Here is a 24951-nt window from a genome sequence, read left to right as displayed (position 1 = left end):
GTATGAAGCCGCCTGCTGCGTCAGTCGGCGCGGACGTAACCGTAGCGCAGGTTGGAGGGTCCGGCGGCGGCCCGCGTGTACTCCTTCTTGAGGGCCGCGAAGCGGTCCTCGGAGAAGGCCGGCATTCGGGTATTTTCGGCCTTCTTCACCGCGATGTTGTACATGCGCCCGGCATTGCCGGAGAAGATCTGCTGCTTGGTGGCGCTGTTGGCGTCGCCGAGGGCGGCGAACCCGTACTTCTTCTGCATGTCCTCCGGGATCTCGAGCCGGCGCATCGCCTCGATCTGCCATTGCGGCGAGCCGTACCACAAGGTGTCGGTGCCCCACAGGACGTGGTCGGCGCCGAGACCCTTGACCAGCGTGCCGACCAGCGCAGCGCAGAACTTCGGATGTGCCACCGCCGAATTGGCGAACGCCGTGCCGAGCTCGGCATAGACGTTGGTGACGCCGAACTTCTGCGGGATCTCCGCCAGGTCGCTGGCCCAGCGGATGCGCCCGGTCTGCTCGAACTCCGACCAGGCCTGGTCGGGCAGCTCGAAGGCGGGGCGCAGGCAGGCGTGGTACATCACGAAGTTCATCTGCGGCCAATCCTTGGCCGCCTTGCCGATGTCCCACGCGGTGGCGTACTCCCACACGCCCGCGAACGCCTTCTCGTAGTCGGGCGGCAGCAGCCCCTTGTGAATGCAGATCGTGGTGATGCCGGCCTTCACCGCCTTCTCGTAGAACGGGTACATCAGCGCCTCGTCGTCGAGCCGCCACGGGAACTTGGAGGGATTGAGCGGATCGCCGATCGTGTAGCCCTTCCAGGAATCGGGCTTGTAGACCGCGATCGCCTTGTCGACCTCGTCCATCCAGCCGGGCTGCTTGGGCGTGATGACGCTGTGCGCCAGCAGGCGCTTGGAACCGGCGAAGTCGTTCAGCAGCTCGCGCGCCTTGACGATCTGCTCGTTCGACAGGAACCACCAGGTCGGGTCGTCGAACGGCGCTCCGCTCAGCAGCGCCAGGCTGGTGTCGCTGTCGTAGTAGATTTCCTTCACGAAGTTCTGGAACTTGAAGCGGGCGAGCGAGGCGACATCGTCCAGCTTGGGGTTCCAGTTGGCCTTGGCGAACTTGGCGAGGTCCAGGAGCTCCTTGTGGTCGAAGTCGTCGCGCACGAAGTGGGTCTGGACGTCGAAGATGACCTGTCCGGCGAGGCCTTGCGCGCGGGCCTGCACCAGTTCGGGCTCGCGTGCCTCGGCCGGCGTGACCTGGAAGACGTTGCCGCCGTAGATCTCGTTCATGGCGACGAACGCTGCCGCCATGCCGCAACCGGTGCGGAAGAACTGCCGGCGGTTCAGGCCCAGCCGCCGGGCGTTGGTGTCGGCGAGCTGGTTGATCCGCGCCTCGACCCGCTTCTGGGTGGCGCTTTGCCTCGGCGGCAGATACTCGCCGTTGGAGACGATCTGGGTGGGAATCGGCGTTGCCGCCGATGCCGTCTCGGCGCCTGCGACGAGGCGCTGTTCGCGTTCGCTGAGCCAAATGCCCATCGGTTTCCTCCGTCTCTGCTGAGATGGTTGAACGCCGATCGTTGCGCGCACGAAAGCTGCGCGCGCGGTCGGTTACGCCCGGCTACGAACTGTGTCGGCTCGAAAAGTGCGAATGGAATCTCCCGGAAAACTGGGCATGCCGTTCCCCCGGTCGAACGCGCGGATTCTAGGGATGGTCAGCCCGCGCCGTCCAGTGGATCGAGCGAGCTCGTCTTATCGCTGAATCTTCGTGGCCGCGCCCGGACCGCCATTGTACCTCTACCGATCCGGCCGACGCGACGCTGGCCGTGAACCCGGGGAGACGGTTCATGTCGATCGAGTTGCGGTCGGGCACCGCCGCCGACGCCGCGGCGTGCGGCACGATCTGCTACGAGGCGTTCAAGTCGGTCAACTCGGCGCACAACTTCCCGCCGGACTTCGCCTCGGCCGAAGAGGGACGCGAGCTCATGGCGATGCTGCTGTCCCATCCGGGCCATCATTCCGTCGTCGCCGAGCTCGATGGCCGCATCGTCGGCAGCGATTTCATGGACGAGCGGGCGCCGATCTACGGCATCGGTCCGATCACGGTCGATCCGGCGATGCAGAATCGCGGCACCGGCGGACAGCTCATGCGCCACATGCTCGATCGCGCGGCCAGCCGGCAGGCGGCCGGCGTGCGCCTGCTGCAGACGGGTTTCCACAACCGTTCGCTCTGCTTCTATTCCCTGGTCGGCTTCCGCACGCGCGAGCCCATATCGATCCTGCAGGGCGCGCCGTTGAACCAGAAGATCGCCGGCCATGATGTACGCCCGGCCACGCCAGTCGACCTGATGGCGCTGATCGGCGCCGCGACCGATTTCGGCCGCCCGGGCTTCCTGGTGCCGACCCGCAACCACGAGGTCTCCACCTGGTGCCTGAAGGGCGGACTCCGGCTCGTCTACCAGATGACGCTGATGACCGTCGGCCTCTACAACGAGCCCACCGACGCGGGCTGCCGTCGGTGCTGTACTGAGCGCACGATTTCGTATCTTCCGCATCACCGTCGGCCTGAACGCTTTTCCCCCGACGCGCTGGCTCATAAGAACGGCGAGACGGACAGGTGAGGAGAGGCTCGGTGAAGGACGCTGGTCCGCCATCGCGACGGGCAATCGTGACAGGAGCGGCTGCGCTGATCGGTTCGCTTGCCCTCGGCGCGGTCGCGCTGCGCAGCGCGTGGAGCAGCCGCGCCGGTGAACCGTCCGCCGACGCGCATGCGAAGGGTGAGTTGGTCCGCCACGCCATCGACGAGGCCTACCGGACTCTCCCGGTCGGAAACCGGGCCGACTGGCGCGATGTCTCACCCTTGGTCGCGCTGCACATTCCGGCCGGCACCTCCTATGATTTTGCGGAGACGATCCTCTGGCATGCCGGATGCGGCTTCACTTGGGCGCGGCGGACCGCCGCGAAGCCGATGGAAGAGAACCTGAAGAGATGTCCGACGCTGGCCGCGGACTGGTCCTATGGCCGTTCGGCGAGTTCGAAGTCTCGGTACAGCTCGTCCCCGACCGTCTGGCGAACTTCGACACCGTCGAACGGACCTGCGCTTTCATCCGAGGTGAGCGCTGGAGCTAGGAGGGGCGGATGGCTTCCTCGCAGCCCGGGGGAGTGCTAGAGGCTTGCATCGCTCAGTCGCAGTCTCTCGCCGGAGTTCGATCGCAATGGATTTGGCCCGTTTTCCGCGTCGTCGCTACACCCCGTTCCCCACCCCGATCGAGCTCCTGCCGCACTTCACCAAGGCCCTCGCCGCGACCTGCCCGGGCGGCGTCGGCCCCGAGATCTGGATCAAGCGCGACGACATGCTCGGCCTGTTCCCGGGCGGCAACAAGACGCGCAAGCTCGAGTTCCTTGCGGGCGACGCGCTGGCTCAGGGCTGCGACACGCTGATCACCTGCGGCGCGCCGCAGTCCAACCACTGCCGCATCACGCTCTCGGCGGCCGTGAAGGAAGGGCTGAAGGCCCGCTTCGTGATCGAGGAGCGCGTGCCGAACTCCTACAAGAAGGAAGCCGGCGGCAACAACTTCATGTTCGAGCTTATGGGCGTCGAGGCGATCACCGTGGTGCCCGGCGGCTCCGACATTGGCGCGGCGATGTCCAGGATCGCGCAGGAAGTCGCCTCGCTCGGCCGCAAGGGCTACATCATCCCGGGCGGCGGTTCGAACGCGATCGGCGGCCTGGGCTACGTCGCCTGCGTGCAGGAGATGCAGCAGCAGTGGCTGGAGATGGGCGTGGCGTTCGATGCCGTCGTGGTCGGCTCGGGCAGCTCCGGCACCCATGGCGGCATGGCTGCGGGCTTCTACGGCAACAACATCAAGATCCCGCTGATCGGCATCGGCGTGAGCCGCGATCCTGCCGACCAGGAGCCGCTGGTGTTGAAGGAGGCGCAGGCCGTCGCCGACCTGCTCGGCATCGGCAGGGTGCCGCGCGAGGCGGTGAAGAGCGTCGGTGGCTTCTGGCAGCCCAAGTACTCTGTGCCCAACGCCAAGATGGTCGAGGCCGTGCAGATGCTGGCGCGCACCGAAGGCGTGCTGCTCGATCCGGTCTATACCGGCAAGATCATGGCCGGCCTGATCGGCCTGGCGCGCCAAGGCTACTTCAAGCCGAACGCGAAGGTGCTGTTCATCCATACCGGCGGCCTGCCGTCGCTGCACGTCTACGAGGACGTCGTGCTCGGCCGGACGGTCCTCAAGGACTGACAAAGCCATGGCGACGGGCGCCCCCGACAGCACGGCGGTGCGCGTCGCGCTGTGGCGCGCCCTGCATGTCGAGGTCGACGCGCCGCCGCACGTGCTCGAGGACACGATCGGCCTCGCGCTGGCGGCACCCGAGGTGGGCTGGCGGCAGTGGGGAGACATGCACCCCGAAGCCACGCGGCTGTTCCGCGCGTCCATCGTCGCCCGCGCCCGCTTCATCGAGGACCTAGTCGTCGAGCAATTGGCCCGCGGCGTCGATCAGTACGTGCTGCTCGGCGCGGGCCTCGATACGTTCGTGCAGCGCCGGCCGGAGGTCGCCGCGCGGCTCGGCGTGTTCGAGGTCGACCAGCCGGGCACCCAGGCCTGGAAGCGCCAGCGCCTGGTCGAGACCGGCTACGGCATGCCCGAGTCGCTGAAGCTGGTGCCGGTCGATTTCGAGGCGGGCGATTCCTGGCGGCAGAAGCTGGTGGCCGCCGGCTTCGAGGCCAGCCGTCCGGCGGTGGTGACCTCGACCGGCGTCAGCATGTACCTCACGCGCGAGGCGATCCTGGCGCTGCTGCGCGAGGTCGCGGCGCTGGCGCCAGGAACGACCTTTGCCATGTCGTTCCTGCTGCCCCTGGAGATAGCGGAGCCTGCGGTGCGCCTGGGCATGGGCGGCGAAGGGCGCGGGGGCGAGCGGCACGCCGTTCATCAGCTTCTTCAGGCCGGCCGAGATCATGGCCATGGCGTGCGAGGCTCAAGAACCGGCCTGACGGCCTGCGTCCGCCGATCAATGCCGAAGAATTGCTGATCGCGACGACGTAGCCTCGCCGGGAGTGCGGCACTCCAGTACCGCTCATTTTTTCTTTTGGGCGAAAGAAAATCCGGCAGCCGATGCCGACGCGATTCCTCAGTAAGTGCGGGTCGTGAGCCCGAGCGGCACTGGAGTGACGCACTTCCGGCGTCTCATTAGGGGCAATGGAACGGCCAACGCCCCTTGATTCTCCACGCGAAAATTCGCCGCCATTGCCCAGAATAGGTCCGGCGCAGCAGGCCGCGTATCCTGCTGGCGATGTCATGCGAAGCAGTTGCTCCCACCATTTTCGCGAGCGGCGAAAAATGGCGGAAAATGGAGAAAATGGCGTTAAATGGCGCGCGTCGCTTCGGCGAGCCAGGCGCGCGTCGCCTCGTCGACCTGCGGCGCCACGACCTCGCGCACGCGGGCGTGGTAGGCGTTGAGCCACGCCTTCTCCGCCGCGGTGAGCAGGCCGACATCGACGCAGGTGAGATCGATCGGCGCCAGGGTCAGCGTCTCGAACTCGAGATAGCGCCGGTCGGCACCCTCGATCTGCGCCTCCTTCACCGCCACCAGATTCTCGATGCGGATGCCGTAGGCGCCGGCCTTGTAGTAGCCGGGCTCGTTGCTGACGATCATGCCGGGCTGCAGCGCCACGGTGTTGGCGACCTTGGAGATGCGGTGCGGCCCCTCGTGCACCGAGAGATAGGCACCGACGCCGTGGCCGGTGCCGTGGTCGTAGTCCAGCCCGACCTGCCACAGCGCCGTGCGCGCCAGCGCATCGAGCTGCGAGCCCGTGGTGCCGGCCGGGAAGCGCGCGGTGCCGAGCGCGATATGGCCCTTCAGCACGCGGGTGAAGCGGTCCTTCATCTCGGGCGTCGGCGTGCCGATGCCGACGGTGCGGGTGATGTCGGTGGTGCCGTCGCGATACTGGCCGCCCGAATCGACGAGATAGAGCGAGCCGGGCTCGAGCGTGCGCTCGGTCGCGTCGGTCGCGTGATAGTGCACGATGGCGCCGTTCGGGCCCGCACCGGAGATGGTATCGAACGAGAGATCGCGCAGCTTGCCGGTCTCCTGGCGCAGCGCCTGCAGGCGGTCGGAGACCTCGATCTCGCGCAGGCGGCCATCCTTGGACTCGCGCGCCAGCCACGACAGGAAGCGCGTCACCGCCGCGCCGTCGCGGCGATGGGCAGTGCGGATGCCCTCGAGCTCGACGGCGTTCTTGCAGGCCTTGGGCAGCGCCACCGGGTCGGCATCGCGTACCATGGTGACGGCGGCGGCGTGCAGTCGCGTCGCCGCCCAGACCGGCGCGGTCGAGGTCTCGATCAGCACCTTCTTGCCGACCTTGCCCAGCGTGTCGATCGCGGCGCCCAGTTCCTCCGGCGGCGCCAGCGTCACGGCATTGCCCAGCCAGGCGACGGTGCGGTCCGGCACCTTGCGGCGGTCCATGTACAGGTCGACGTGGCCGTCGGTGTGCAGCAGCGCGAAGCCCAGCGCGAACGGCGTGCGCGGTACGTCGCCGCCGCGCACGTTCAGCAGCCAGGCGATCGAATCCGGCGCGGTCAGCAGCGCCACGTCGGCGCCCTTCGCAGCGACGATGTCGGCGATGCGGCGGCGGCGCTGCTCGCTGGTCTCGCCGGCGAACTCGACGGGATGCGGCAGGACCGGCGCAAGCGGCGGCGCCGGGCGATCCGTCCACACCGCATCGATGGGATTCTGCTCGACGGCGACGAAGCTGCCGCCCGCGCGTTGTGCGGCGCGCGCGAAGCGCTCGTAGCCGTCGACGGTCTGCAGCCAGGGATCGAAGCCGAGTTTGCCGCCCCCACTTATTCCTTTGGATGGCAGGTTGGCGGCGATCCAGACGTCGGGCGACTCCTCGGGGATCTGATGCGGCACGAAGGCGTCGGTGTCGACTTGTGCGCGCACCGCGAGGGTGTAGCGGCCGTCGATGAAGATCGCCGCCTTGTCGGCGAGCACGATCGCGAGGCCCGCCGAGCCGCTGAAGCCGGTCAGCCAGGCCAGCCGCTGCGAGCGGCGCGGCACGTATTCGCCCTGGTGCTCGTCGGCGCGCGGCACGACGAAGCCGTCGAGTCCGCGGCGCTTCAGTTCTGCACGGAGGTCCGCAAGCCGCCCGGCTGGTGCAGGGGAGGCATGCAAGCCGTCGTCGGCTTTCGCCATCTCGGCACGCCACGCGGTCAGCGCCTGGGTCAGCGCGGCGTCGGGCTGGGGGTCGAACAGCTCGACCCATTCCGGCCCGGCCAGCCCTTCGGGCGCTGCCACCACACCGCGCATCAAGCCCTCCAAAGCGGCAGGGTCGGGCGAGCGGCCGCGCTGGCGCAGCAGGTGAAGGACGTCGTCGGGGGCGGAGCTCATAGGCTCGGAACGTAAGTGCGGTCGTGCAAGCAAGCAATCTGCGCAATAATTGTTCTTTCGCAGACGCGAAATGACGGTTTATTGGCCTCATGCATTCAGTGCATAGCAGGGCCCTCGGAACCGTACTTATCGTTATATCTCAAGGCTCTATATTTGCTTTGTGCAGTTGCAGCATCCAATGCGGCAACGCACAATCGAAGGAGATGTCCATGATGACCCAGCCGATTCAGACGTTCCAGAATCTGACCAGCGAAACGGCGAGGGGAAACGACAGCGACTACGCGCCCTACGGCTTCCGTCACGCCGACCGCCGGCGTCTCGAGCAGGAGGCCCGTTATGCCCGGGCGATCTTCATGATCGACGCAGGCATCTGGCTGGTGCGCCTGATCAAGCGCGCCGTCGCGGCCGTCAAAGCCGACTTCAAGCTGCGCGCTGCGGAAGCCCAGCTCCATCGCATGAGCGATCGCGAGCTCGCCGATCTCGGCTTGTGCCGTGCAGACATTGCCTTCGCGGTACGTGAGACCGTGGAGGGCGTCATGCCGCAGTTCGACGCCGTCGCCGGTCATGCTACCCCCGCGAACCATAACGTGCGTCGCGCGGCGTAACGCGAGTTGGTAGCGTAAGCGTAAGCGTAGAGTACGAAAGGGCCGGCTGTTGCCGGCCCTTTTTGTTTGCGCGCATCCTAGGCCTTGCGCAGCAGCAGCGTGCGCCAGTCGGCGCCACCGGTCTCGCGGTCGATCGCGCGCTCGAAGACGAAGCCGCGGCGTTTGTAGGTCGAGAGGATCATGTCGGCCTGCTCGACCAGGAGGCCGCTCAGCAGCACGCGACCACCGGTGCGCACGGCTGCGGCGAACGACTCCGACAGCTCCATCAGCGGGCCGGCGAGAATGTTGGCGACGATCAGGTCGTAGGGCGCGCGGGTGGCCAGCTCGGGCGCGCGCAGGCCGATCGAGGTGAAGAAGCGGCAGAGCGCCGCCGCGCCGTTGCGCTCGGCGTTCTCGATCGCGACCTCGACGGCCTCGGCATCGTTGTCGCCGCCCAGAACCGGGCGCTTCCACAGCTTGGCCATGCCGATGGCGAGGATGCCGCTGCCGCAGCCGACATCGACGGCATTCGAGGTCTCGTCCGGATCGAGCGTCGCCAGCATCTCGAGGCAGCCGCTGGTCGTCGCGTGCGTGCCGGTGCCGAAGGCCAAGCCGGCGTCAATTCGCAAGGGAATGGAGGCAGCCGGAATGCCTTCCGCATTGTGCGAGGGATGCACCCAGAAGGGACCGACCTGGAAGGGCTGGAAGGAGCGCTGGTTCTCGGCGACCCAATCCTTGTCGGGCAGCTCTTCCCAGGTCCAGTCGCCGTGCAGCGTCGGCCGCTCGCCTTCGCCGAAGATCGAGAGGCGCCACGGGCCGTCGCGCGACAGCTCGCGGCTGGTGACGACGAAGCCGTCCTCGGCGAGATGCTCGAGGGCCTGCTCGCTGGCAAGACGCTCGTTGGCGGAAACGTCGCGCCAGGCCGTCCAGCCGCTGCTCATGTTTCTTCAGGCGGCTTCAATGAAGCTATCGAGCACCTTCTTGGGCCCCGCCTTCTCGAACTCGATGTCGAGCTTGTTGCCGTCGACCGCGACGATGCGGCCGTAGCCGAACTTCTGGTGGAACACCCGCTGGCCGACGCTGAGGTCGGGCTTGTCGCCGTCGACGGCGTGGCGGTCGGCTGTGGTCTCGTCTCGCCAGCGGGTGCGGGCGCGCCCCATGTGGGTGACACCGAGGCTCTCGTAGTCGAAGCCGCTCGCCTGGTCGCGCAGGCCGCCGTGATGGCCCGCGGAGTAGGTCGCGTAGAGGCCGGCGTCGCTCGACTCGGCGAGCCGGTCGGTCGGCAGCTCCTTCAGGAAGCGCGACGGGATCGCCGCCTGCCACTGATTGAACACGCGGCGGTTGGCGGCGAAGGAGACATAGGCCCGCTTGCGCGCCCGCGTGAGACCGACGTAGGCGAGCCGCCGCTCCTCCTCGAGGCCGGCCAGGCCCTTGTCGTCGAGCGCGCGCTGGTTGGGGAACAGGCCTTCCTCCCAGCCCGGCAGGAACACGGTGTCGAACTCCAGGCCCTTGGCGGCGTGCAGCGTCATGACGCTCACCATGTCGCTGCCGGCGTTTTCGGCATTGTCGGTCAGCAGCGCCACGTGCTCGAGGAAGGCCGGCAGGGAATCGAACTCCTGCAGGGCGTTGGTCAGCTCCTTCAGGTTCTCCAGCCGGCCCTCGGCCTCGGGTGAGCGGTCGGCGCGCAGCATGTCGGTGTAGCCGGACTCGTCGAGGATGGTCTCGACCACCTCGATATGGTTCAGGCCTTCCAGCATCGAGCGCCAGCGGTCGAAGCTCTGGACCAGGTCGCCCAGCGCCTTGCGCTGGCGGCCCTTCAGCTCGTCGGTCTCGAGCGCCCGCCGCACCGCCTCGAACAGCGACACCTTCTGGGCGCGCTGGATGATGCGCAGCGTCCGGAGGGCGGACTCGCCGAGACCACGCCGCGGCGTGTTGTAGATGCGCTCGAAGGCAAGATCGTCGTCGGGCTGCACCGTGACCCGGCAGTAGGCCAGCGCGTCGCGGATCTCCATGCGCTCGTAGAAACGCGGCCCGCCGATCACCCGATAGGGCAGGCCCAATGTGATGAACCGCTCCTCGAACTCGCGGGTCTGGAAGCCGGCGCGCACCAGGATGGCGATCTGGGCGAGCGGGTGCTTGTCGCGCTGCAGCGCCTCGATCTCCTCGCCGATCTGGCGGGCCTCCTCGTCGCCGTCCCAGACGCCGCGCAGCGAGATGCGCTCGCCGTCCTTCAATTCTGTCCACAGCGTCTTGCCGAGCCGCCGCTCGTTGTGGGCGATCAGGTGAGACGCGGCGGCGAGAATGTGCGGTGTCGAACGGTAGTTCCGTTCGAGGCGGACGATGGTCGCGCCCGGGAAATCCTTCTCGAAGCGCAGGATGTTGCCGACCTCGGCGCCGCGCCAGCCGTAGATCGACTGGTCGTCGTCGCCGACGCAGCAGACGTCCTGGGTGCCCTGCGCCAGCAGGCGCAGCCACAGATACTGCGCCACGTTGGTGTCCTGGTATTCGTCGACCAGGATGTGGCGGAAGCGGCGGTGGTACTGCGCCAGGATGTCGGGATGCTGCTGCCACAGGATGACGCACAGCATCACCAGGTCGCCGAAATCGACCGCGTTCACCTCGGCCAGCCGCGCCTGGTACTGCTTGTAGATCTCGGCCGCCTTGCCGTTGGCGAAGTCGCCGGCATCGTCGCTCGCCACCTTGTCGGGGGCGAGGGCGCGGTCCTTCCAGCGCTGGATGATGCCGGAGAGCACGCGGGCCGGCCATTTCTTGTCGTCGATGCCCTCGGCTTGCAGCAACTGCTTGATCAGCCGCGTCTGGTCGTCGGTGTCGAGGATGGTGAAGTTGCTCTTCAGTCCGACCAGCTCGGCATGACGGCGCAGCACCCGCACGCCGACCGAATGGAAGGTGCCGAGCCACATGCCGTCCGCCGCACCGCCGATCAGTTGCGCCACGCGCTCCAGCATCTCGCGCGCCGCCTTGTTGGTGAAGGTGACGGCCAGGATCTGCGAGGGCCGGGAGCGGCCGGTGATCAATTGGTGCGCAATGCGGGTGGTCAGCACGCGCGTCTTGCCGGTGCCGGCGCCCGCCAGCACCAGCAGCGGCCCGCCCTGGTGGATAACCGCCAGCCGCTGTTCCTCGTTCAGCCCGTCGAGATAAGCCGCGGACGCAACCGCACGCGTTCCTGCAGGCTGCGGGCCGGGAACGGGCCCAGGCTCAGGATCGTCCGTGATTTCAAACGGGTCGGCGGGAGGCGCCATACACATCATATAGCAATCGTCAGCCTCAACGCCTATCTTGGACGCCAGCACGCGGAGGATTTCGCATGGCCCGAGGATTGAACGGTTCCGCGAACGGCTCGAGCCAGTTCCACGGCAACGAGCGGGGCGTCGAAGCCCGCCGGCCGGGCAGCGAGAGCAACCTGCCGTCCGAGGTCGTCGACGTGCTGCCTGCCGTGGTCGGCCTGCACACCACCATCCCCGAGGACCGCCGCTCGGCCCAGACCTTGGGTTCGGAGCGCGAGGGCCACGGCATCGTGATCGACGATGACGGCCTGGTCGTGACCATCGGCTACCTGATCATGGAGGCGTCGGAGATTATGGTGACCGACGGCGAGGGCCGCTCGGTGCAGGCGACGATCATCGGCTACGATTACGAGAGCGGCTTCGGCCTGGTGCGGAGCCGCCGGCCGTTCCCGGTCAAGCCGATGCCGTTCGGCGATTCCGATTCACTGGTGCTGCGCAGCGAGGCCTATGTCGCCGGCGTCGGCGGCGAGAAGGCGACGCTCAAGGTCAAGGTCGCCGGCCGCCGCGAGTTCGCCGGCTACTGGGAGTATCTGCTCGACAACGCGATCTTCACCGTGCCGGCCTACCCGCTGTGGGGCGGCTCGGCCCTGGTCGGCATGGACGGCACCCTGCTGGGCGTCGGCTCGCTGCTGGTGCAGGAGGCGCTCGGCCCGGGCGCACCGGCTTTCCCGGGCAACATGTACGTGCCGATCAACCGGCTGAAGCCGGTGTTCGAGGAGCTGGTCGAGCGCGGCAAGCTCTCGACGCCGGCCCGGCCGTGGCTCGGCCTCTACACCGTCGAGCACATGGGCCAGCTGATGGTCGGCGGCACCTCCGATGGCGGCCCGGCCGATCGCGCGGGGCTGAAGCGCGGCGACATCCTGCAGGCGCTGAACGGCGAGGTACTCGACGACGTCGCCGACTTCTACAGGAAGCTGTGGGCGAGCGGTCCCGCCGGCACCGCGATCATGCTGCGCATGGAGCGCGACAACGACGCCTTCGAGGTCACGGTGCGCACCGGCGACCGCGCGAGCTACCACAAGTACGGCTCCTGACGAGCCAGCACGACCAAGGAACAAGAAAATGGCACGAGCCTTCGCCTCGCAGGCGGACCTGGCGGAGAAGAAGATCACCTTCAGCCGTCTCAGCGAGCACGCCTACGCCTTCACCGCCGAGGGCGATCCCAACACCGGCATCGTGGTCGGCGACGACGCGGTCATGGTGATCGATGCCCAGGCGACACCGAAGATGGCGCAGACGGTGATCGAGTACATCCGCACCGTCACCGACAAGCCGATCAAGTACGTGGTGCTGTCGCACTATCACGCGGTGCGCGTGCTGGGCGCCTCGGGCTACGGCGCCGAGCACGTCATCTGCAGCGAGGCCACCCGCGACCTGATCGTCGAGCGCGGCCAGCAGGACTACAAGTCGGAGCTGCAGCGCTTCCCGCGCCTGTTCCAGGCCGCCGAGACCATCCCGGGGCTGACCTGGCCGTCGATGACCTTCGGCGACCGCATGACCCTGTGGCTGGGCAAGCTGCAGGTCGAGATCATCCATGCCGGCCGCGGCCACACCAAGGGCGACACCATCGTCTGGCTGCCCGAGGAGCGCACGCTGTTCAGCGGCGACCTGGTCGAGTACGGCGCCACGCCCTATTGCGGCGATGCCCACTACAAGGACTGGCCGGAGACGCTGCAGAAGCTGCGTGACCTCAGGGCGCTCGCGCTGGTGCCGGGCCGCGGCGACGCGCTGATGGGCGAGGGCCCGGTCGAGGAGGGCCTCGCCGGCACGCAGCAGTTCCTGTCCGAGCTCTACAAGGTGGTGCAGGCCTCGGCGGAGAAGGGCGATTCGCTGAAGCAGGCCTACGACAAGGCGATGGCGGCGCTGCAGCCGCGCTACGGCAACTGGGTGATCTTCGAGCATTGCATGCCGTTCGACGTCTCTCGCGCCTACGACGAGGCCAAGGGCCTCGACCATCCGCGCATCTGGACCGCCGAGCGCGACATCGAGATGTGGGCCGCCTTGGAGAAGGCGGGCTGACGCCGGCGCATGTCGGCCAAATTCATCGTCGCAGTCGCCTTCATCATCGAACGGGATGGCGCCATCCTGATGCTGCGGCGCAGCCCGGCGAAGGACTTTGCGCCGGGCCGCTGGGAGACAGGGTCAGGACGCGTCGAAGCCGGCGAGCATCCCGAAGAGGCCGTGCATCGCGAGGTGCGCGAGGAGACCGGGCTGCAGGTTGAGATCATGGGGCCGGTGGCGACCTTTCACTTCTATCGCGGCGCGGCCAGTGAGGAGCTGATCGGCATCACCTTCTGGTGCCGCTATCGCGGGGGCGAGCTGGTGTCGTCGGACGAGCACGACCAGGCGATCTGGGTCAGTCCCGAGAAAGCCAAGTCGCTGGTGGAATCGCCCGGCGAGGTCGATGCCATCGACCGCGTCGCACGCAGCATCGCGCAGCGATGAGTTCCTTTACCTACCGGCACTATCCCTACGTCCGGCCGCCGGAGCTCGACGCGCCGGGCAAGCGCCGGCCGGTGGTCATCGTCGGCGCCGGCATCGCGGGGCCGACGCTGGCGCTGTCGCTGGCGACGCGCGGCGTGCCGGTGCTGCTGCTCGACGACGACGACACCGTCAGTCTCGGCAGCCGCTCGATCTGCCAGGCCAAGCACAGCCTCGAGGTCTGGGATCGCTTCGGCATCGCCAAGCGCATGGTCGAGAAGGGCATCACCTGGGACCAGGGCGAGGTCTATCTCCGCGACCAGGCGATCTACCGTTTCAACCTCACACCCGAGCCCGGTCACAAGTTCCCGGCCTTCGTGAACCTGCAGCAGTATTACGTCGAGGAGTACCTGTACGAGCGCTGCGCGTCGGAGGCGCCGATCGAGATGCGGCCCCTCAACAAGGTGGTCGGCGTGGCATCGCGCGACGATGGCGTGACTCTCACGGTCGAGACGCCCGACGGCCGATACGAGACAGCGGCCGACTGGGTGGTCGCCTGCGACGGCGTGCGCAGTCCCGTCCGCCACATGTTGGGCCTGCCGTATCCCGGCGAGATCTTCAACGACCGCTTCCTGATCGCCGACATCCGGCTCGAGGGCGACCTGCCCAAGGAGCGGCGCTTCTGGTTCTACCCGCCGTTCCATCCGACCAACTCCGTCCTGCTGCACCGCCAGGCCGACGACGTCGTGCGGGTCGATTTCCAGCTCGGCCGCGACGCCGATCCCGACGAGGAGAAGAAACCCGAGACCATCGACCGCCGGCTGCGCCAGATGTTCGGGCCCGAGGTGCGCTGGGAGCACGAATGGTCGAGCGTCTACACCTTCACCTGCCGCATGATGGAGCGCTTCGTGGTCGGCCGCGTGATCTTCGCCGGCGACGCGGCCCATGTCGTCTCGCCGTTCGGCGCCCGCGGCGGCAATGCAGCGGTAGCCGACGCCGACAATCTGGCCTGGAAGCTGGCCCGCGTGATCGCCGGCAGCTCGCCCGCCAGTCTGCTCGGCAGCTATTGCCGCGAGCGGCGGATGGCGTCGCAGGAGAACATCCGGCAATCGACCCGCAGCACCGACTTCATCACCCCCAAGTTCGAGGCCTCGCGCATTTTTCGCGATGCCACGCTCGCCCTGGCGCGGGACTTTCCGTTCGCTCGTGCGTTGATCAACAGCGGCCGGCTGTCGGTGCCGACGGCGCATACCGGCTCGACGCTCGACACGCCCGATTCCGGCGACGACTGGGTCGGCGGGCCGGCGCCGGGCCGGGCGATGCTGGATGCGCCGGTCGGCGACGGCTGGCTGATCGACGGGCTGGGACCGGAGTTCACGCTGCTGAGCTTCGGCGATCCCGTCGCGGCGCTGCCGGGCGTGACGTCGGTGGCGGTGGCGTGCAGCGGGCTGCTGGCCAAGCGCTACGACGCGCGACCGGGCACGGTCTATCTGATCCGGCCCGACCGCTACGTCGCGGCGCGCTGGCGGCGGTTCGACAAGGAGGCGGTCGGCGCGGCGCTGGCGCGGGCGACCGGACGATAGGAGGCGGCAATGGATGGCGCGTTGCGACGCACGCTGAACCTGGCGCGGCCGGATGACATCTACAACGCCGTCGTCGATGCCCATAAGGGTCTGAGCGACGAGCAGTGCCGCGTCTTCGACGCCAGGCTGATCCTGCTGCTGGTCAACCACATTGGCGATGAGGACGTGATCCGCGAGGCGCTGAAGGAAGCGGCAGTGCCATGAAGGACATGCTGCTCGGCCGACTCGCCCTGGTGACCGGCGCCGGCCGCGGCAACGGGGCGGCGATCGCGCGCGGGCTGGCGGCCGCCGGCGCCGAGGTGATCGTCACCGACATCGACAAGGACGCCGCGCGGACGATCGCCGATTCGATCGTCGCCGAAGGCGGCAAGGCGCGCGGCTTCTTCCTCGACGTCACCGACGAGGAAGGCTGCCGCACGCTTGCGCGTGACGTCTCGCTGCTGGTCGGGCCGATCCGCATCCTGGTCAACAATGCCGGCATCTTCCTGCGCGGCAACCTGGTGGCCGAGGACGGCCGCGACCGCTGGGACCAGACCATGGCGGTCAACGTGCAGGGGCCTTTCAACGTCACGATGGCCTTCGTCGAGCAGCTCAAGCTGACGCAAGGCACGATCGTCAACATCGCCTCGATCAATTCCTACGTGGCGCAGGCCGGCAGCGGCGCCTACCCCGTGTCGAAGGGCGCGCTGGCGCAGTTCACACGCGCGCTGGCCGCTGAGCTGGCGCCGGCGGGCGTGCGGGTCAACGCGCTGGCGCCCGGCATCATCGCCACCGCCATGACCGAGCCGACGCGCGCCGATCCCAAGCGGCTCGAAGCCTTCCTGGCGCATGTGCCGATGAAGCGGGTGGGCGAGCCGGAGGAGCTGGCCGGGCCGGTGGTGTTCCTGTGCTCCGACGCGGCGAGCTACATCACCGGTGCGATCCTGCCGGTCGATGGCGGCTATCTCGGTGTCTGATCAGGGATAGTTGATCTGCCACGACACGCCGAAGCGGTCCGCGACCCAGGCGAACAGCGTGCTGAAGCCGTAGTTGCCCACGGGCATCAGTTCCCCGCCGCACGAAGCTGTCGCCTGCACATCACCGACTGGCTGCCTATTGTGAAGCTGGCAACTTTGATTGTGCCTTCCGGTCCCGGCCCGCCCGCGCCGTAGCGCTCGATGGCATCGATCTTCGCGTCGGGGAACAGCGAGAGATAGAACTCGAGCGCGGCGGACCCCTCGCCGCCCTGGAACATGAGGAACGGTCGGACGGTGCCGGTCATGCTTGCTATATAGACGGCAGTTCGTGACGGGGGCCACTTTGGCAGGCGATATTCTTGTGCGCGCGGCGACGGTCGACGATGTCGAGCTGCTGCACCGCTTCTCGGTCGATCTCGCTGCCTACGAGGACGAGCCGCAGGCCGTCACCTCGACGCCGCAGACGCTGGCGCGCGACGGCTTCGGCGAGAAGGCGCAGTTCGCCGCCCTGATCGCCGAACGCGAAGGCAAGCCGGTGGGCTTCGCGCTCTACACCTTCAATTACTCGGTCTGGACGGCGGCGCGCGGCATCTTCATCGAGGACATCTGGGTGGTGCCCGAGCAGCGCCGCGGCGGCGTGGCGCGCGCCCTGATGGTCGCGCTGGCTCGGGAATGCCAGGCCAAGGGCTTCAGGCGCATCGACCTCAACGTGCTCGACTGGAATCCTGCCCGCGGCTTCTACGAGAAGATCGGCTTCCGCTGGATCCGGAACTGGCTGCCTTATCGGCTCAGCGGCGAGGCGCTGGACAAGCTGGTGAGCGTGTCAGCTACTTCTTCTTGAGTCCCATCACCCGGCCGGACTTGGCCGGGCGGGGCAGGTGCTGGTGCGCGGTCCATACCGCCTCCAGCCGCTCCTCCGCCTGCCGCGGCCACGCGGCCGAGCGGCGGCTCGCGAAGTCGATGTTCATCACGATGGTCTCGTTGGTCGCGGCGAGGTAGCCCTCGCCCTCGTGGTACATCTCGTGGAACAGGTGCACCCGCTTGGCGTCGCGGTCGAGCAGCCGGGTGGTGAAGCGCATCGGCGCGCCGCCCTTCATCTCGCGGTCGTAGGTGACGTGGGTCTCCAGCACGAAGGTCATGCCGTGCTTGCCGTCGACGTAACGGCGGCCCAGTCCCATGTTGCGCATGAAGGCGCCCGACGCCTGGTCGAAGGCGGCGACGTAGAACGCCACGTTCATGTGACCGTTCCAGTCGACCCATTCGGGCAGCACGGTGCCGCGATGGATGTCGAGCGGCGCCGTGGTGACCAGCGCCGGCATCTCGTAAGGCAGGATGACGGACATACGCTACTTCCTCTTGATGCCGATGAGGCGGCCGGCCTGTGCCGGTTTCGTGAGATGCCTGTGGTTGGTCGTCATTCTCTCGATGCGCTGCATCGCCCAGTCGGGCCACGGCGCCGAGCGGCGGGTGGCGTAGTCGATGTTCATCAGCATCAGCTCGTTGGTCGCCGCCAGATAGCCCTCGGTCGCGTGGTACATCGCGTGGATGTAGTGCACGCGCTTGGCGTCGTGGTCGAGCAGTTGGGTGGTGATGCGCAGCGGGTCGCCTTCCTTGACCTCGCGGTCGTAGGTGACGTGCGCCTCGAGCACGAAGGTCATGCCGATCTTCTCGCGCGTGTATTCCCAGCCGACGCCGAGCTGGTTGCACAGCGTGTCGGTCGCCTTGTCGAAGGCCACCACGTAGAAGCCGACATTCATGTGGCCGTTCCAGTCGATCCATTTGGGCAGCACCGTCGCACGATGGATATCGAGCGGCGCGCCCAAGTCGGGTTCGATCATGGGGTAGGGAGGTAATTTCATGCGGCCGGACCGTAGCGAAGCCGCCGGCTGAATCGCAAGTGTTGCCCACCCCCTCCGCCCTTCGGGCACCTCCCCCGTCTGACGGGGAGGCGGGGAGGGGGAGAGCGAGGATCTGCCATGGCGAAGAAACCCAAGGCCGTCGTGCTCGGCGTCGGCGCGTTGCGCGGCATCGGCGGGGCGGCCAGTCGCCGCTTTGCGAAAGAGGGCTACCACGTGCTGGTCGCCGGTCGGACGCCGAAGAAGATCGAAGCGGTGGTCGATGCCATCCGCAAGGAGGGCGGCTCGGCCCAAGCCTACACCGTCGACGGTACCAAAGAGGAAGAGGTGATCCGCCTGTTCGATGCGGCGATGGCCGACGACGACGCCGGCCCGGCCGATCTCTTCGTCTTCAACATGGGCAACAACGCCGCCGTCGATTTTCGCGAGATGACGGCGCAGCACTTCGAGGACTCCTGGCGGGTCGGCTGCTTCGCCGGATTCCTGTTCGGCCGCGAGGCGATGCGCCGGCTGGCGCCGCTCGGCCGCGGCACGGTGATCTTCACCGGCGCCTCGGGCTCTATGCGCGGCAGACCCCGCTTTGCCGCCTTCAACGCCACCAAGGGCGGCCTGCGCCTGCTGGTGCAGTCGATGGCGCGCGAGTTCGGGCCGCAGGGCATCCATGTCGCGCATGTCATCATCGACGGCGGCATCGAGGGCGACCGGCTGCTGTCGCGCATGCCCGACCGCGCTGCGCAGGTCGGCTCCGACGGCCTGCTCAAGGTCGAGCCGATCGTCGACAACTACTGGCACCTGCACACCCAGCAGCGCAGCGCCTGGACGCACGAGATCGACCTTCGACCGTACAAGGAGACGTTCTAGACTGGAGGCATGCGCTTCCTCCTCTTCGTCGGCGGCTGGAGCTTCGGCGGGCTGGAGACGGCGTATCTCTCGTTGATGAAGGGGCTGCGCGCCCGAGGCCACGACGCGACGGCGATCGTCTGCGGCTGGACCGACGGCCTCGTGCCCGAGCGGCTGGAGCAGGCGGGCCTGCCGTACCATCAGGTGCGGCTCGGCCGGCTCTACCTCACCAATCCCTACTTCACCTGGCATACGCTGTGGCGCATGCCGGCCGCGCGCCGGCACTTGCGCCGTCTGTTCCAGGAGCTGCGACCCGACTGGGTGATCTACAGCGAGCCGCAGATGGTGCTGCTGACCGCGTCGCTGCTGCCGACCAAGCGCGCGATGTACCTGCAGGCCGAGCCCGGCCGGCTGATGCACCACGCCTGGTCGCGACGCGCGCTCGAGCGGCGGATTGACCGCTTCGTCGGCGTCTCCGAGTTCATCGCCCGCGGTCTGCCGGTCGATCCGCGCAAGCGGGCGGTCGCCTACAACGGGGTCGAGCCGCGGGAGCCGGTCGAGCGCGCAGCGAACCCGGTGCGCATCGGCATCGTCGGCCGGCTCGACGAGCGCAAGCAGCACCTGGTGCTGCTCGAGGCCTGCGTCGTCCTGAAGGAGCGGCTGCCCGGCGCTTTCACGCTCGACATCGTCGGCGAGCGGACCGGCGCCTACGCCCGCGAGGTCGAGGCGCGGATTGCGCGACGCGGGCTGGGCGACGTCGTGCGCTGGGCCGGCTTCGTCGCCGACCGCGACGCGCTCTATGGCGGCCTCGACATCCTGGCGGCGCCGGCAATCGACGAGCCGTTCGGCCTGACGGTGCCGGAGGCGGGCGCCTATGGCCTGCCGGTGGTGGCGGCGCGCTCGGGCGCCTTCCCGGAGATCGTGCGCGAGGAGGTCACCGGCCTGATGTTCGAAGCCGGCGATGTCGGCGGCCTCGCCCGCGCGCTCGAGCGGCTGATCCTCGACCGCGACCTGCGGCAGCGGCTTGGCGCGGCCGGCCGCGCGCACGTCGCCGCGCACTTCACCATCGATCGGATGGCGGACGGCTTCCTCAGCGCGCTCGGCTAGAGCGATTTCCGGGCAGATGGAACCGCTCGCGGTTCCATCTGCCCGGAAATGCGCGCACGGGCGTTGTTGTTGCAGCAGGCATATTCCGTTCGGCTGATTCCAGCCGAACGGAATATGCTCTAGGGATCTCGTCGAGCGAGCGGAAGATCGTCTTGCCGAGCTTCCGGCCGGTCGCGACCATGTCGCCGGCGCCGGTCGAGGGGCCGCCGATGCGCAGCACGGCATCGCACTTGCCGATCAGCTCGCGCGCCACCGGATGGAAGATCTCGTCGAACACCGCATCGCCGATCTTCTCCGAGCCGGCGTGTTTCAGGAGCGGCAGGGCGAACCATTCGCCCATCACCGGCAGATGGCCACGGCGGAAGACCTTGAGCGCCATGTCCTCCATCGCCTCGACATTGCGCTGGATCAGCACGGGATCGTCGTTGGTGCCGCCGCGATAGGGGCCGGCGACCAGGATCATCAGCTGCTCGCTCATGCAGGGATCTCCAGCAACTCGTTCGCCACCAGGCCGGGCGCCGACAGGATGCAGTTGTGGCCAGCCTCGATCGGGCGGAAGCGGATATGCGGCATGGCCTGCACCTTCTCGTGCATGCCGGCGGACACCGGATAGCGCGGCTTGGTGCAGGCGATGTAGGTCATCGGCCGGCCGTTGCCGGCGGGATGGCCGAGCGGGATCGGCTTGGTGTAGCAGGCGAGCGGATGCGGCGTGAGCTGGCGGTGCGTCCAGGCCGCGAGTGCCGGATCGTCGATGATCAGGCTGCCGACCGGCGCGAAGGGCAGCACCTCGGTGCCGTTGACCGTCTGCACCAGCGTCTTGCGCTTGGCGACGATGTGCGAGGGGATGCGGCCGAAGATCGACTGGCCGTCCTGGGCGATGCCGCCGTCGATGATCACCAGATGCGCGATGCGCTCGGGCATCCGGTCGACGACCATCTGGGCGATCAGGCTGCCGAAACTGTGGCCGACCAAAACGATGTCCCTGAGGTTCTCACGCTCGATCCGCTGCAGCGTGTCGGCGAGGAAGACGTCGTTGTCGAGCGCCGGCGACAGCTCGGCCGCGCGCTCGCCGACGCCGGGAAAGCTGTGCGCCGTCGCGCCGTGGCCCGCTTCCGTCAGGCGCTCGAGCACGAGTTGCCAGGTCCAGGCGCCCATCCAGGCGCCGGGCAGGCAGAAATACGTCCGTGTCATCGTCCCCTTCAGCGTGCGCCGGCCTTCTCCAGCCGCGCGGCGAGCGCTTCATGGCGGCGTTGGCGGGCATGCGCAAGCGGCGTGAGGCCCTCGCGGTCGGCGAGGTTCAGGTCGGCACCGCGGCCGATCAGCAGGTCGGCGATCTCGACGTAGCGCGCGCTGCCGTCGCCCAGGATCGCGACCTCGAGCAGCGCCGTCCAGCCGAGCCGGTTGACATGGTTGACGTCGATCGCCGTCTTCAGCAGCTCGCGCACCGTCTCGACATGGCCGTGATGGCAGGCCGGGATCAGCGCCGTGCCGCCATAGCGGTTGGTGCTCGCCAAATCCGCGCCGGCCGCCAGCGTCAGCTTCAGGATCTCGAGCCGGCCCTCGGCGCCGGCCAGCAGGAAGGCGCTGTCGCGGCCTTCATCCTGGGCGTTGACGTCGGCGCCGTCGGCAATCAGCCGGCGCGCCGCCTCGATGTCGTTGCGCCGCGTGGCGTCGAGCAGGGCGCGGTCCCGTTCGGTCATGGCCAAGGCCGGCGCGGCGACGAGCAGGGCCAGCAGCAGCGCCGCAGCCCGTCGTCTCGAGCCCCGTCGTCTCAAGCCGCATGCTTCTTGAGCGCGAGCGCGACCGAGATCCAGCCGCTGCCGATGAAGATCAGGTCGACGCCGAGGAAGATGCCGAGCACGAAGAAGCTCGAGACCGGCCAGTGCGAGACGATGATCAGGCCGAGCAAGACGCTGATCAGGCCGGAGAACACCACCCAGCCCCACGGCGTGCCTTGCCGCATCCGCGTCGCCAGGAAGATGCGCACCAGGCCGCCGAGGATCAGCGCGATGCCCAGCAGCAGGGTCAGGATGGTCGCCGCCTGGAACGGATCCTGGAGGCAGACGAAGCCGGCAAAGACATAGATCGCGCCGAGCAGCAGCCACATCAGGCGATGGCCCCAGTCCCTGGCGTTGAACGCCGCGACGATCTCGGCGACGCCCTCGAACAGCATCATGAAGCCGACGATGTAGACCGCGGTGGCGGTCGCGAACATCGTGCTGCCGCCGAGCGCGACCACGCCCGCGATCAGGGAGAAGATGCCGAAGGCGAGGATCCAGCCCCACTTGGAGCGGAGGGCCCGGATGCCCTCGCCGAGACTGTGCGGGCCGGTGCTGTCGGTGGTGCTCATGGTCGTGCCCTTTCACTGCGGAATGGCGCTTCCACAGTGTAGGCCCGTCGCGTGGCGCCGTCCCATCGCGTGTGTGACAATCGTTGCATGACTGAAGCTCCGAAAAAGGCCCCGGTACCGCGACCGGCCACCACCGTCCTCCTCGTCCGCCCCTCCAGGCCGGGCGATGCCGGCTCTCCGCTCGAAGTCTTCATGGTGGTGCGCCATCAGCAGATCGACGCATTCTCCGGCGCGCTGGTCTTCCCCGGCGGCAAGCTCGAGGAGGCCGACGGCGATCCGCGGCTGGTGGCCCGCTGCGGCGGTGCCGACAAGATCTCGGCCGAAGAGCTGAAGTTCCGGGTCGCCGGCGTGCGCGAGGCGTTCGAGGAGTGCGGCATCCTGCTGGCGCGCAAGCCCGGGCAGCGCGCGCTGATCGGCGCGAGCGACCTCGAGGGCATCGAGCAGCGCTGGCGGGCGAAGCTCGCCGAGGACGAGGCGAGCATCGTCGACCTGGTCGAGGCCGAGAACCTCGAGCTCGCGACCGACCTGATGACGCCCTACGCGCACTGGATCACGCCGACCTTCGCGCCCAAGCGCTTCGACACCTGGTTCTTCATCGCCGAGGCACCGGAGGACCAGATCGCGCTGCACGACGGCTCCGAGTCGGTCGACTCGGTGTGGATCGGCGCGCAGGCGGCGGTCGACGAGGCGAAGGCCGGCCGACGCACCCTCGTGCACGCCACGACCAAGAACCTCGAACTGCTGGCCGAGGCCAAGACCGTGGCCGAGGCCTTGTCGCAGGCCAGCCGGCGCAAGGTCATCACCGTCCAGCCGTGGGTCGAGGAGCGCGACGGCAAGCGCTTCCTGCACATCCCGCCGGATGCGGGGTATCGCAATCTCTTCCGCGAGCTGCCGCAGTCGGTTCCGCAGGCCGGTCGATAATTCCGGTTGACGGACGTTCCGTTTGCCCTGTCCGGGCTGGCGCGCTAAGGGTTGGTGAACGAGCGTTTATTGTTGGGAGGATCGACGAGCATGGTCGGAATCGTGGCCTATGGCGCCTACGTGCCGCGCCTGCGTCTCAGCCGTCAGGCCGTGTATGACGCCAACAAGTGGTTCGCCGCCGGACTGCGCGGCCTCGCCAAGGGCGAGCGCTCGATGGCGAACTGGGACGAGGACTCGATCACCATGGCGGTCGAGGCGTCGCGCGACTGCCTGACGAGCCACAAGCCCGAGGACGTCCGCAACATCTACTTCGCCTCGACCACGCATCCGTTCAAGGATCGCCAGAATGCCGGCGTGATCGGCACGGCGCTGTCGATCGAGCAGAACCTCTCGGCCTCCGATGTCGGGGGCTCGCTGAAGGCGGGCACCCAGGCGCTGGTCGCCGGCCTCAATGCCGTCAAGAACGGCGGCGCCTCCCTGGTCGCTGCCGCCGACAAGCGCCTGACCCGCGTCGCCTCGGCGAACGAGCTGAATTACGGCGATGGCGCCGCGGCGCTGCTGTGCGGCACCGAGAACGTGATCGCCAAGCTGGTCGGCCACCACTCGGTGTCGATGGATTTCGTCGACCACTTCCGCGGCGACGAGACCGACTTCGACTACGGCTGGGAGGAGCGCTGGATCCGCGACGAGGGCTACTCGAAGATCGTGCCGCCGGCGATCAAGGCGGCGCTCGCCGCTTGCAAGCTGAAGGGCAGCGACATCACCCACTTCATCATGCCGAGCCTGATGCCGGCAGTGCCCAAGCAGATGGCCAAGGCCTGCGGCATCGCCGACGGCGCGGTGCGTGACCTGCTCGGCGCCACGCTCGGCGACACCGGCGCGGCACACGCGCTGGTCATGCTGGTCGACGCGCTCGAGACGGCCAAGGAAGGCGACAAGATCATGGTCGTCGCCTTCGGCCAGGGCGCCGACGTGCTGGTGTTCGAGGTCACCGCCGAGAACGCCAAGCTGCCCAAGCGCAAGGGGCTGTCGGGCTGGATGGCGCGGCGCAAGGAAGAGAAGAACTACATGAAGTTCCTCGCCTTCAACGAGATGCTGCCGATCGACAAGGGCATGCGCGCGGAGTTCGACAAGAAGACCGCGCTCTCGGTCCTGTGGCGCAAGCGCGACATGATCTACGGGCTGGTCGGCGGCAAGTGCAAGGTGTGCGGCACCGTGCAGTTCCCGCGCAGCCAGGTCTGCGTCAATCCGAACTGCCACGCGATCGACAGCCAGGAGCCGTATCGCATGGCCGGACTCGAGGCGAACGTGATGTCGTTCACGGCGGACTCGCTCACCTACTCGCCGGACCCGCCGGCCTACTACGGCATGATCACCTTCCCCGAGGGCGGCCGCTTCATGGCCGACTTCACCGACAGCGACAAGGAACAGGTCAAGGTCGGCGCCAAGATGCGCATGACCTTTCGCATCCGCGACAACGACACGATGCGCGGCGGCTTCAAGCGCTATTTTTGGAAGGCGGCGCCGGTCTGACGTCAGATTCCTCTCCCCCGCCAGGGGGAGAGGCTAGGTGAGGGGGCTGGAGGCGGTGTGTGTAACCCCCTCTCCCCGCCTCTCCCCCTGGCGGGGGAGAGGAGTAAGATTTC

At 68.0% G+C, this 24951-nt stretch carries 27 protein-coding genes; 16 read left to right on the top strand and 11 right to left on the bottom strand.

What is annotated here, in order from left to right; genetic code table 11:
* Positions 1-20: 20 nt before the first annotated feature.
* On the bottom strand, positions 21-1526 hold the full coding sequence (locus tag J0J01_RS14775) for an amidohydrolase family protein (RefSeq protein ID WP_296381829.1): 1506 nt from the start codon (positions 1524-1526) through the stop codon (positions 21-23).
* Between the two features lie 308 nt (positions 1527-1834).
* On the opposite strand from J0J01_RS14775, the gene J0J01_RS14770 reads away from it, so the two are divergent.
* Genes J0J01_RS14770 through J0J01_RS14755 form a run of 4 tightly spaced genes read left to right on the top strand, consistent with a single transcriptional unit; the run spans position 1835 to position 5024 of the window.
* A complete protein-coding gene (locus J0J01_RS14770; protein WP_296381827.1) occupies positions 1835-2608 on the top strand; it encodes a GNAT family N-acetyltransferase in 774 nt (257 codons plus the stop codon).
* Positions 2609-2619: 11 nt separating this feature from the next.
* On the top strand, positions 2620-3156 hold the full coding sequence (locus J0J01_RS14765; protein WP_296381825.1) for a hypothetical protein: 537 nt from the start codon (positions 2620-2622) through the stop codon (positions 3154-3156).
* A gap of 46 nt (positions 3157-3202) precedes the next feature.
* Positions 3203-4237 (top strand): D-cysteine desulfhydrase, encoded by a 1035-nt coding sequence (locus tag J0J01_RS14760; protein ID WP_296381823.1) that lies wholly within the window; start codon positions 3203-3205, stop codon positions 4235-4237.
* 7 nt (positions 4238-4244) lie between these two features.
* Positions 4245-5024 carry a class I SAM-dependent methyltransferase gene (locus J0J01_RS14755; RefSeq protein WP_296381821.1) on the top strand — a complete coding sequence of 260 codons (780 nt, stop codon included), beginning with the start codon at positions 4245-4247 and terminating at the stop codon, positions 5022-5024.
* A 333-nt stretch (positions 5025-5357) separates the two neighbouring features.
* Here the strand turns inward: J0J01_RS14755 and J0J01_RS14750 are convergent, their stop codons facing one another.
* Positions 5358-7382 (bottom strand): aminopeptidase P family protein, encoded by a 2025-nt coding sequence (locus J0J01_RS14750; protein ID WP_365737092.1) that lies wholly within the window; start codon positions 7380-7382, stop codon positions 5358-5360.
* 209 nt (positions 7383-7591) lie between these two features.
* Here J0J01_RS14750 and J0J01_RS14745 point away from each other — a divergent pair, with 209 nt between their 5' ends.
* Positions 7592-7987 (top strand): DUF1127 domain-containing protein, encoded by a 396-nt coding sequence (locus J0J01_RS14745; protein WP_296381819.1) that lies wholly within the window; start codon positions 7592-7594, stop codon positions 7985-7987.
* Between the two features lie 77 nt (positions 7988-8064).
* On the opposite strand, the gene J0J01_RS14740 is transcribed toward J0J01_RS14745, so the two are convergent.
* Together J0J01_RS14740 and J0J01_RS14735 are read right to left on the bottom strand one after the other, a co-directional pair.
* The gene (locus tag J0J01_RS14740) at positions 8065-8907 is read right to left on the bottom strand and encodes a 50S ribosomal protein L11 methyltransferase (protein WP_296381817.1); all 843 of its coding nucleotides are present in this window, start codon (positions 8905-8907) and stop codon (positions 8065-8067) included.
* A 6-nt stretch (positions 8908-8913) separates the two neighbouring features.
* Positions 8914-11226 (bottom strand): UvrD-helicase domain-containing protein, encoded by a 2313-nt coding sequence (locus tag J0J01_RS14735; RefSeq protein WP_296381815.1) that lies wholly within the window; start codon positions 11224-11226, stop codon positions 8914-8916.
* A gap of 65 nt (positions 11227-11291) precedes the next feature.
* Between J0J01_RS14735 and J0J01_RS14730 the strand changes: the two genes are divergently transcribed.
* The 6 genes from J0J01_RS14730 to J0J01_RS14705 are packed head-to-tail and all read left to right on the top strand — an operon-like array spanning position 11292 to position 16231.
* Entirely contained in the window at positions 11292-12305 is a 1014-nt protein-coding gene (locus J0J01_RS14730) for a S1C family serine protease (protein ID WP_296381814.1), read from the top strand.
* A 28-nt stretch (positions 12306-12333) separates the two neighbouring features.
* A complete protein-coding gene (locus tag J0J01_RS14725) occupies positions 12334-13290 on the top strand; it encodes an MBL fold metallo-hydrolase (RefSeq protein WP_296381812.1) in 957 nt (318 codons plus the stop codon).
* 9 nt (positions 13291-13299) lie between these two features.
* Positions 13300-13716, top strand: a complete 417-nt coding sequence (locus J0J01_RS14720; RefSeq protein WP_296381811.1) for an NUDIX domain-containing protein — start codon at positions 13300-13302, stop codon at positions 13714-13716.
* Positions 13713-15275 (top strand): FAD-dependent oxidoreductase, encoded by a 1563-nt coding sequence (locus J0J01_RS14715; RefSeq protein ID WP_296381809.1) that lies wholly within the window; start codon positions 13713-13715, stop codon positions 15273-15275. The genes J0J01_RS14720 and J0J01_RS14715 overlap by 4 nt, the downstream gene beginning before the upstream one ends.
* Positions 15276-15284: 9 nt before the next feature.
* On the top strand, positions 15285-15479 hold the full coding sequence (locus J0J01_RS14710; protein WP_296381807.1) for a DUF2783 domain-containing protein: 195 nt from the start codon (positions 15285-15287) through the stop codon (positions 15477-15479).
* Positions 15476-16231 carry a glucose 1-dehydrogenase gene (locus J0J01_RS14705; protein ID WP_296381805.1) on the top strand — a complete coding sequence of 252 codons (756 nt, stop codon included), beginning with the start codon at positions 15476-15478 and terminating at the stop codon, positions 16229-16231. Before J0J01_RS14710 ends, J0J01_RS14705 begins: the two co-directional genes overlap by 4 nt.
* A gap of 86 nt (positions 16232-16317) precedes the next feature.
* Here J0J01_RS14705 and J0J01_RS14700 read toward each other — a convergent pair whose 3' ends face one another.
* Complete coding sequence (locus tag J0J01_RS14700; RefSeq protein WP_365737084.1) at positions 16318-16536, bottom strand: VOC family protein; 219 nt, start codon at positions 16534-16536, stop codon at positions 16318-16320.
* A 23-nt stretch (positions 16537-16559) separates the two neighbouring features.
* Between J0J01_RS14700 and J0J01_RS14695 the strand changes: the two genes are divergently transcribed.
* Complete coding sequence (locus tag J0J01_RS14695; protein ID WP_296381803.1) at positions 16560-17072, top strand: GNAT family N-acetyltransferase; 513 nt, start codon at positions 16560-16562, stop codon at positions 17070-17072.
* Here J0J01_RS14695 and J0J01_RS14690 read toward each other — a convergent pair.
* Positions 17059-17574, bottom strand: a complete 516-nt coding sequence (locus J0J01_RS14690; protein WP_296381801.1) for a thioesterase family protein — start codon at positions 17572-17574, stop codon at positions 17059-17061. The genes J0J01_RS14695 and J0J01_RS14690 overlap by 14 nt on opposite strands.
* 3 nt (positions 17575-17577) lie before the next feature.
* Positions 17578-18069 carry a thioesterase family protein gene (locus tag J0J01_RS14685; RefSeq protein ID WP_296381799.1) on the bottom strand — a complete coding sequence of 164 codons (492 nt, stop codon included), beginning with the start codon at positions 18067-18069 and terminating at the stop codon, positions 17578-17580.
* A gap of 138 nt (positions 18070-18207) precedes the next feature.
* Here J0J01_RS14685 and J0J01_RS14680 point away from each other — a divergent pair, with 138 nt between their 5' ends.
* Both J0J01_RS14680 and J0J01_RS14675 read left to right on the top strand, forming a co-directional pair.
* The gene (locus tag J0J01_RS14680; protein ID WP_296381797.1) at positions 18208-18948 is read left to right on the top strand and encodes an SDR family NAD(P)-dependent oxidoreductase; all 741 of its coding nucleotides are present in this window, start codon (positions 18208-18210) and stop codon (positions 18946-18948) included.
* Between the two features lie 9 nt (positions 18949-18957).
* On the top strand, positions 18958-20034 hold the full coding sequence (locus tag J0J01_RS14675; protein WP_296381795.1) for a glycosyltransferase family 4 protein: 1077 nt from the start codon (positions 18958-18960) through the stop codon (positions 20032-20034).
* Here the strand turns inward: J0J01_RS14675 and J0J01_RS14670 are convergent.
* From J0J01_RS14670 to J0J01_RS14655, 4 genes are read right to left on the bottom strand one after another with little or no spacing between them, the layout of a single operon-like run.
* A complete protein-coding gene (locus tag J0J01_RS14670; RefSeq protein WP_296381793.1) occupies positions 20018-20512 on the bottom strand; it encodes a DUF4406 domain-containing protein in 495 nt (164 codons plus the stop codon). The genes J0J01_RS14675 and J0J01_RS14670 overlap by 17 nt on opposite strands.
* On the bottom strand, positions 20509-21225 hold the full coding sequence (locus tag J0J01_RS14665; protein WP_296381791.1) for an alpha/beta hydrolase: 717 nt from the start codon (positions 21223-21225) through the stop codon (positions 20509-20511). Before J0J01_RS14665 ends, J0J01_RS14670 begins: the two co-directional genes overlap by 4 nt.
* 8 nt (positions 21226-21233) lie before the next feature.
* Positions 21234-21773: an ankyrin repeat domain-containing protein gene (locus J0J01_RS14660; protein WP_296382322.1), complete on the bottom strand. Its 540-nt coding sequence runs from the start codon at positions 21771-21773 to the stop codon at positions 21234-21236.
* Positions 21774-21805: 32 nt separating this feature from the next.
* Entirely contained in the window at positions 21806-22384 is a 579-nt protein-coding gene (locus J0J01_RS14655; RefSeq protein ID WP_296381789.1) for an HdeD family acid-resistance protein, read from the bottom strand.
* 87 nt (positions 22385-22471) lie between these two features.
* On the opposite strand from J0J01_RS14655, the gene J0J01_RS14650 reads away from it, so the two are divergent.
* Both J0J01_RS14650 and J0J01_RS14645 read left to right on the top strand, forming a co-directional pair.
* Complete coding sequence (locus J0J01_RS14650; RefSeq protein WP_296381786.1) at positions 22472-23305, top strand: NUDIX hydrolase; 834 nt, start codon at positions 22472-22474, stop codon at positions 23303-23305.
* A 90-nt stretch (positions 23306-23395) separates the two neighbouring features.
* Entirely contained in the window at positions 23396-24838 is a 1443-nt protein-coding gene (locus J0J01_RS14645; RefSeq protein WP_296381785.1) for an OB-fold domain-containing protein, read from the top strand.
* Positions 24839-24951 lie beyond the last annotated feature (113 nt).

The sequence above is a fragment of the Reyranella sp. genome (genome assembly GCF_017305915.1).
In the GTDB taxonomy this organism is placed as follows: domain Bacteria; phylum Pseudomonadota; class Alphaproteobacteria; order Reyranellales; family Reyranellaceae; genus Reyranella.
Note: the sequence above shows the minus strand (reverse complement) of the source record. Positions and strands in the feature narration are given on the sequence as shown.

Coding starts and splice junctions, on each gene's coding strand:
- J0J01_RS14775 (WP_296381829.1), bottom strand. CDS start 1,526: ATGGGCATTTGGCTCAGCGAACGCGAACAGCGCCTCGTCGCAGGCGCC.
- J0J01_RS14770 (WP_296381827.1), top strand. CDS start 1,835: ATGTCGATCGAGTTGCGGTCGGGCACCGCCGCCGACGCCGCGGCGTGC.
- J0J01_RS14760 (WP_296381823.1), top strand. CDS start 3,203: ATGGATTTGGCCCGTTTTCCGCGTCGTCGCTACACCCCGTTCCCCACC.
- J0J01_RS14755 (WP_296381821.1), top strand. CDS start 4,245: ATGGCGACGGGCGCCCCCGACAGCACGGCGGTGCGCGTCGCGCTGTGG.
- J0J01_RS14750 (WP_365737092.1), bottom strand. CDS start 7,382: ATGAGCTCCGCCCCCGACGACGTCCTTCACCTGCTGCGCCAGCGCGGC.
- J0J01_RS14745 (WP_296381819.1), top strand. CDS start 7,592: ATGATGACCCAGCCGATTCAGACGTTCCAGAATCTGACCAGCGAAACG.
- J0J01_RS14740 (WP_296381817.1), bottom strand. CDS start 8,907: ATGAGCAGCGGCTGGACGGCCTGGCGCGACGTTTCCGCCAACGAGCGT.
- J0J01_RS14735 (WP_296381815.1), bottom strand. CDS start 11,226: ATGGCGCCTCCCGCCGACCCGTTTGAAATCACGGACGATCCTGAGCCT.
- J0J01_RS14730 (WP_296381814.1), top strand. CDS start 11,292: ATGGCCCGAGGATTGAACGGTTCCGCGAACGGCTCGAGCCAGTTCCAC.
- J0J01_RS14725 (WP_296381812.1), top strand. CDS start 12,334: ATGGCACGAGCCTTCGCCTCGCAGGCGGACCTGGCGGAGAAGAAGATC.
- J0J01_RS14720 (WP_296381811.1), top strand. CDS start 13,300: ATGTCGGCCAAATTCATCGTCGCAGTCGCCTTCATCATCGAACGGGAT.
- J0J01_RS14715 (WP_296381809.1), top strand. CDS start 13,713: ATGAGTTCCTTTACCTACCGGCACTATCCCTACGTCCGGCCGCCGGAG.
- J0J01_RS14710 (WP_296381807.1), top strand. CDS start 15,285: ATGGATGGCGCGTTGCGACGCACGCTGAACCTGGCGCGGCCGGATGAC.
- J0J01_RS14705 (WP_296381805.1), top strand. CDS start 15,476: ATGAAGGACATGCTGCTCGGCCGACTCGCCCTGGTGACCGGCGCCGGC.
- J0J01_RS14700 (WP_365737084.1), bottom strand. CDS start 16,536: ATGACCGGCACCGTCCGACCGTTCCTCATGTTCCAGGGCGGCGAGGGG.
- J0J01_RS14690 (WP_296381801.1), bottom strand. CDS start 17,574: ATGTCCGTCATCCTGCCTTACGAGATGCCGGCGCTGGTCACCACGGCG.
- J0J01_RS14685 (WP_296381799.1), bottom strand. CDS start 18,069: ATGATCGAACCCGACTTGGGCGCGCCGCTCGATATCCATCGTGCGACG.
- J0J01_RS14680 (WP_296381797.1), top strand. CDS start 18,208: ATGGCGAAGAAACCCAAGGCCGTCGTGCTCGGCGTCGGCGCGTTGCGC.
- J0J01_RS14675 (WP_296381795.1), top strand. CDS start 18,958: ATGCGCTTCCTCCTCTTCGTCGGCGGCTGGAGCTTCGGCGGGCTGGAG.
- J0J01_RS14670 (WP_296381793.1), bottom strand. CDS start 20,512: ATGAGCGAGCAGCTGATGATCCTGGTCGCCGGCCCCTATCGCGGCGGC.
- J0J01_RS14665 (WP_296381791.1), bottom strand. CDS start 21,225: ATGACACGGACGTATTTCTGCCTGCCCGGCGCCTGGATGGGCGCCTGG.
- J0J01_RS14655 (WP_296381789.1), bottom strand. CDS start 22,384: ATGAGCACCACCGACAGCACCGGCCCGCACAGTCTCGGCGAGGGCATC.
- J0J01_RS14650 (WP_296381786.1), top strand. CDS start 22,472: ATGACTGAAGCTCCGAAAAAGGCCCCGGTACCGCGACCGGCCACCACC.
- J0J01_RS14645 (WP_296381785.1), top strand. CDS start 23,396: ATGGTCGGAATCGTGGCCTATGGCGCCTACGTGCCGCGCCTGCGTCTC.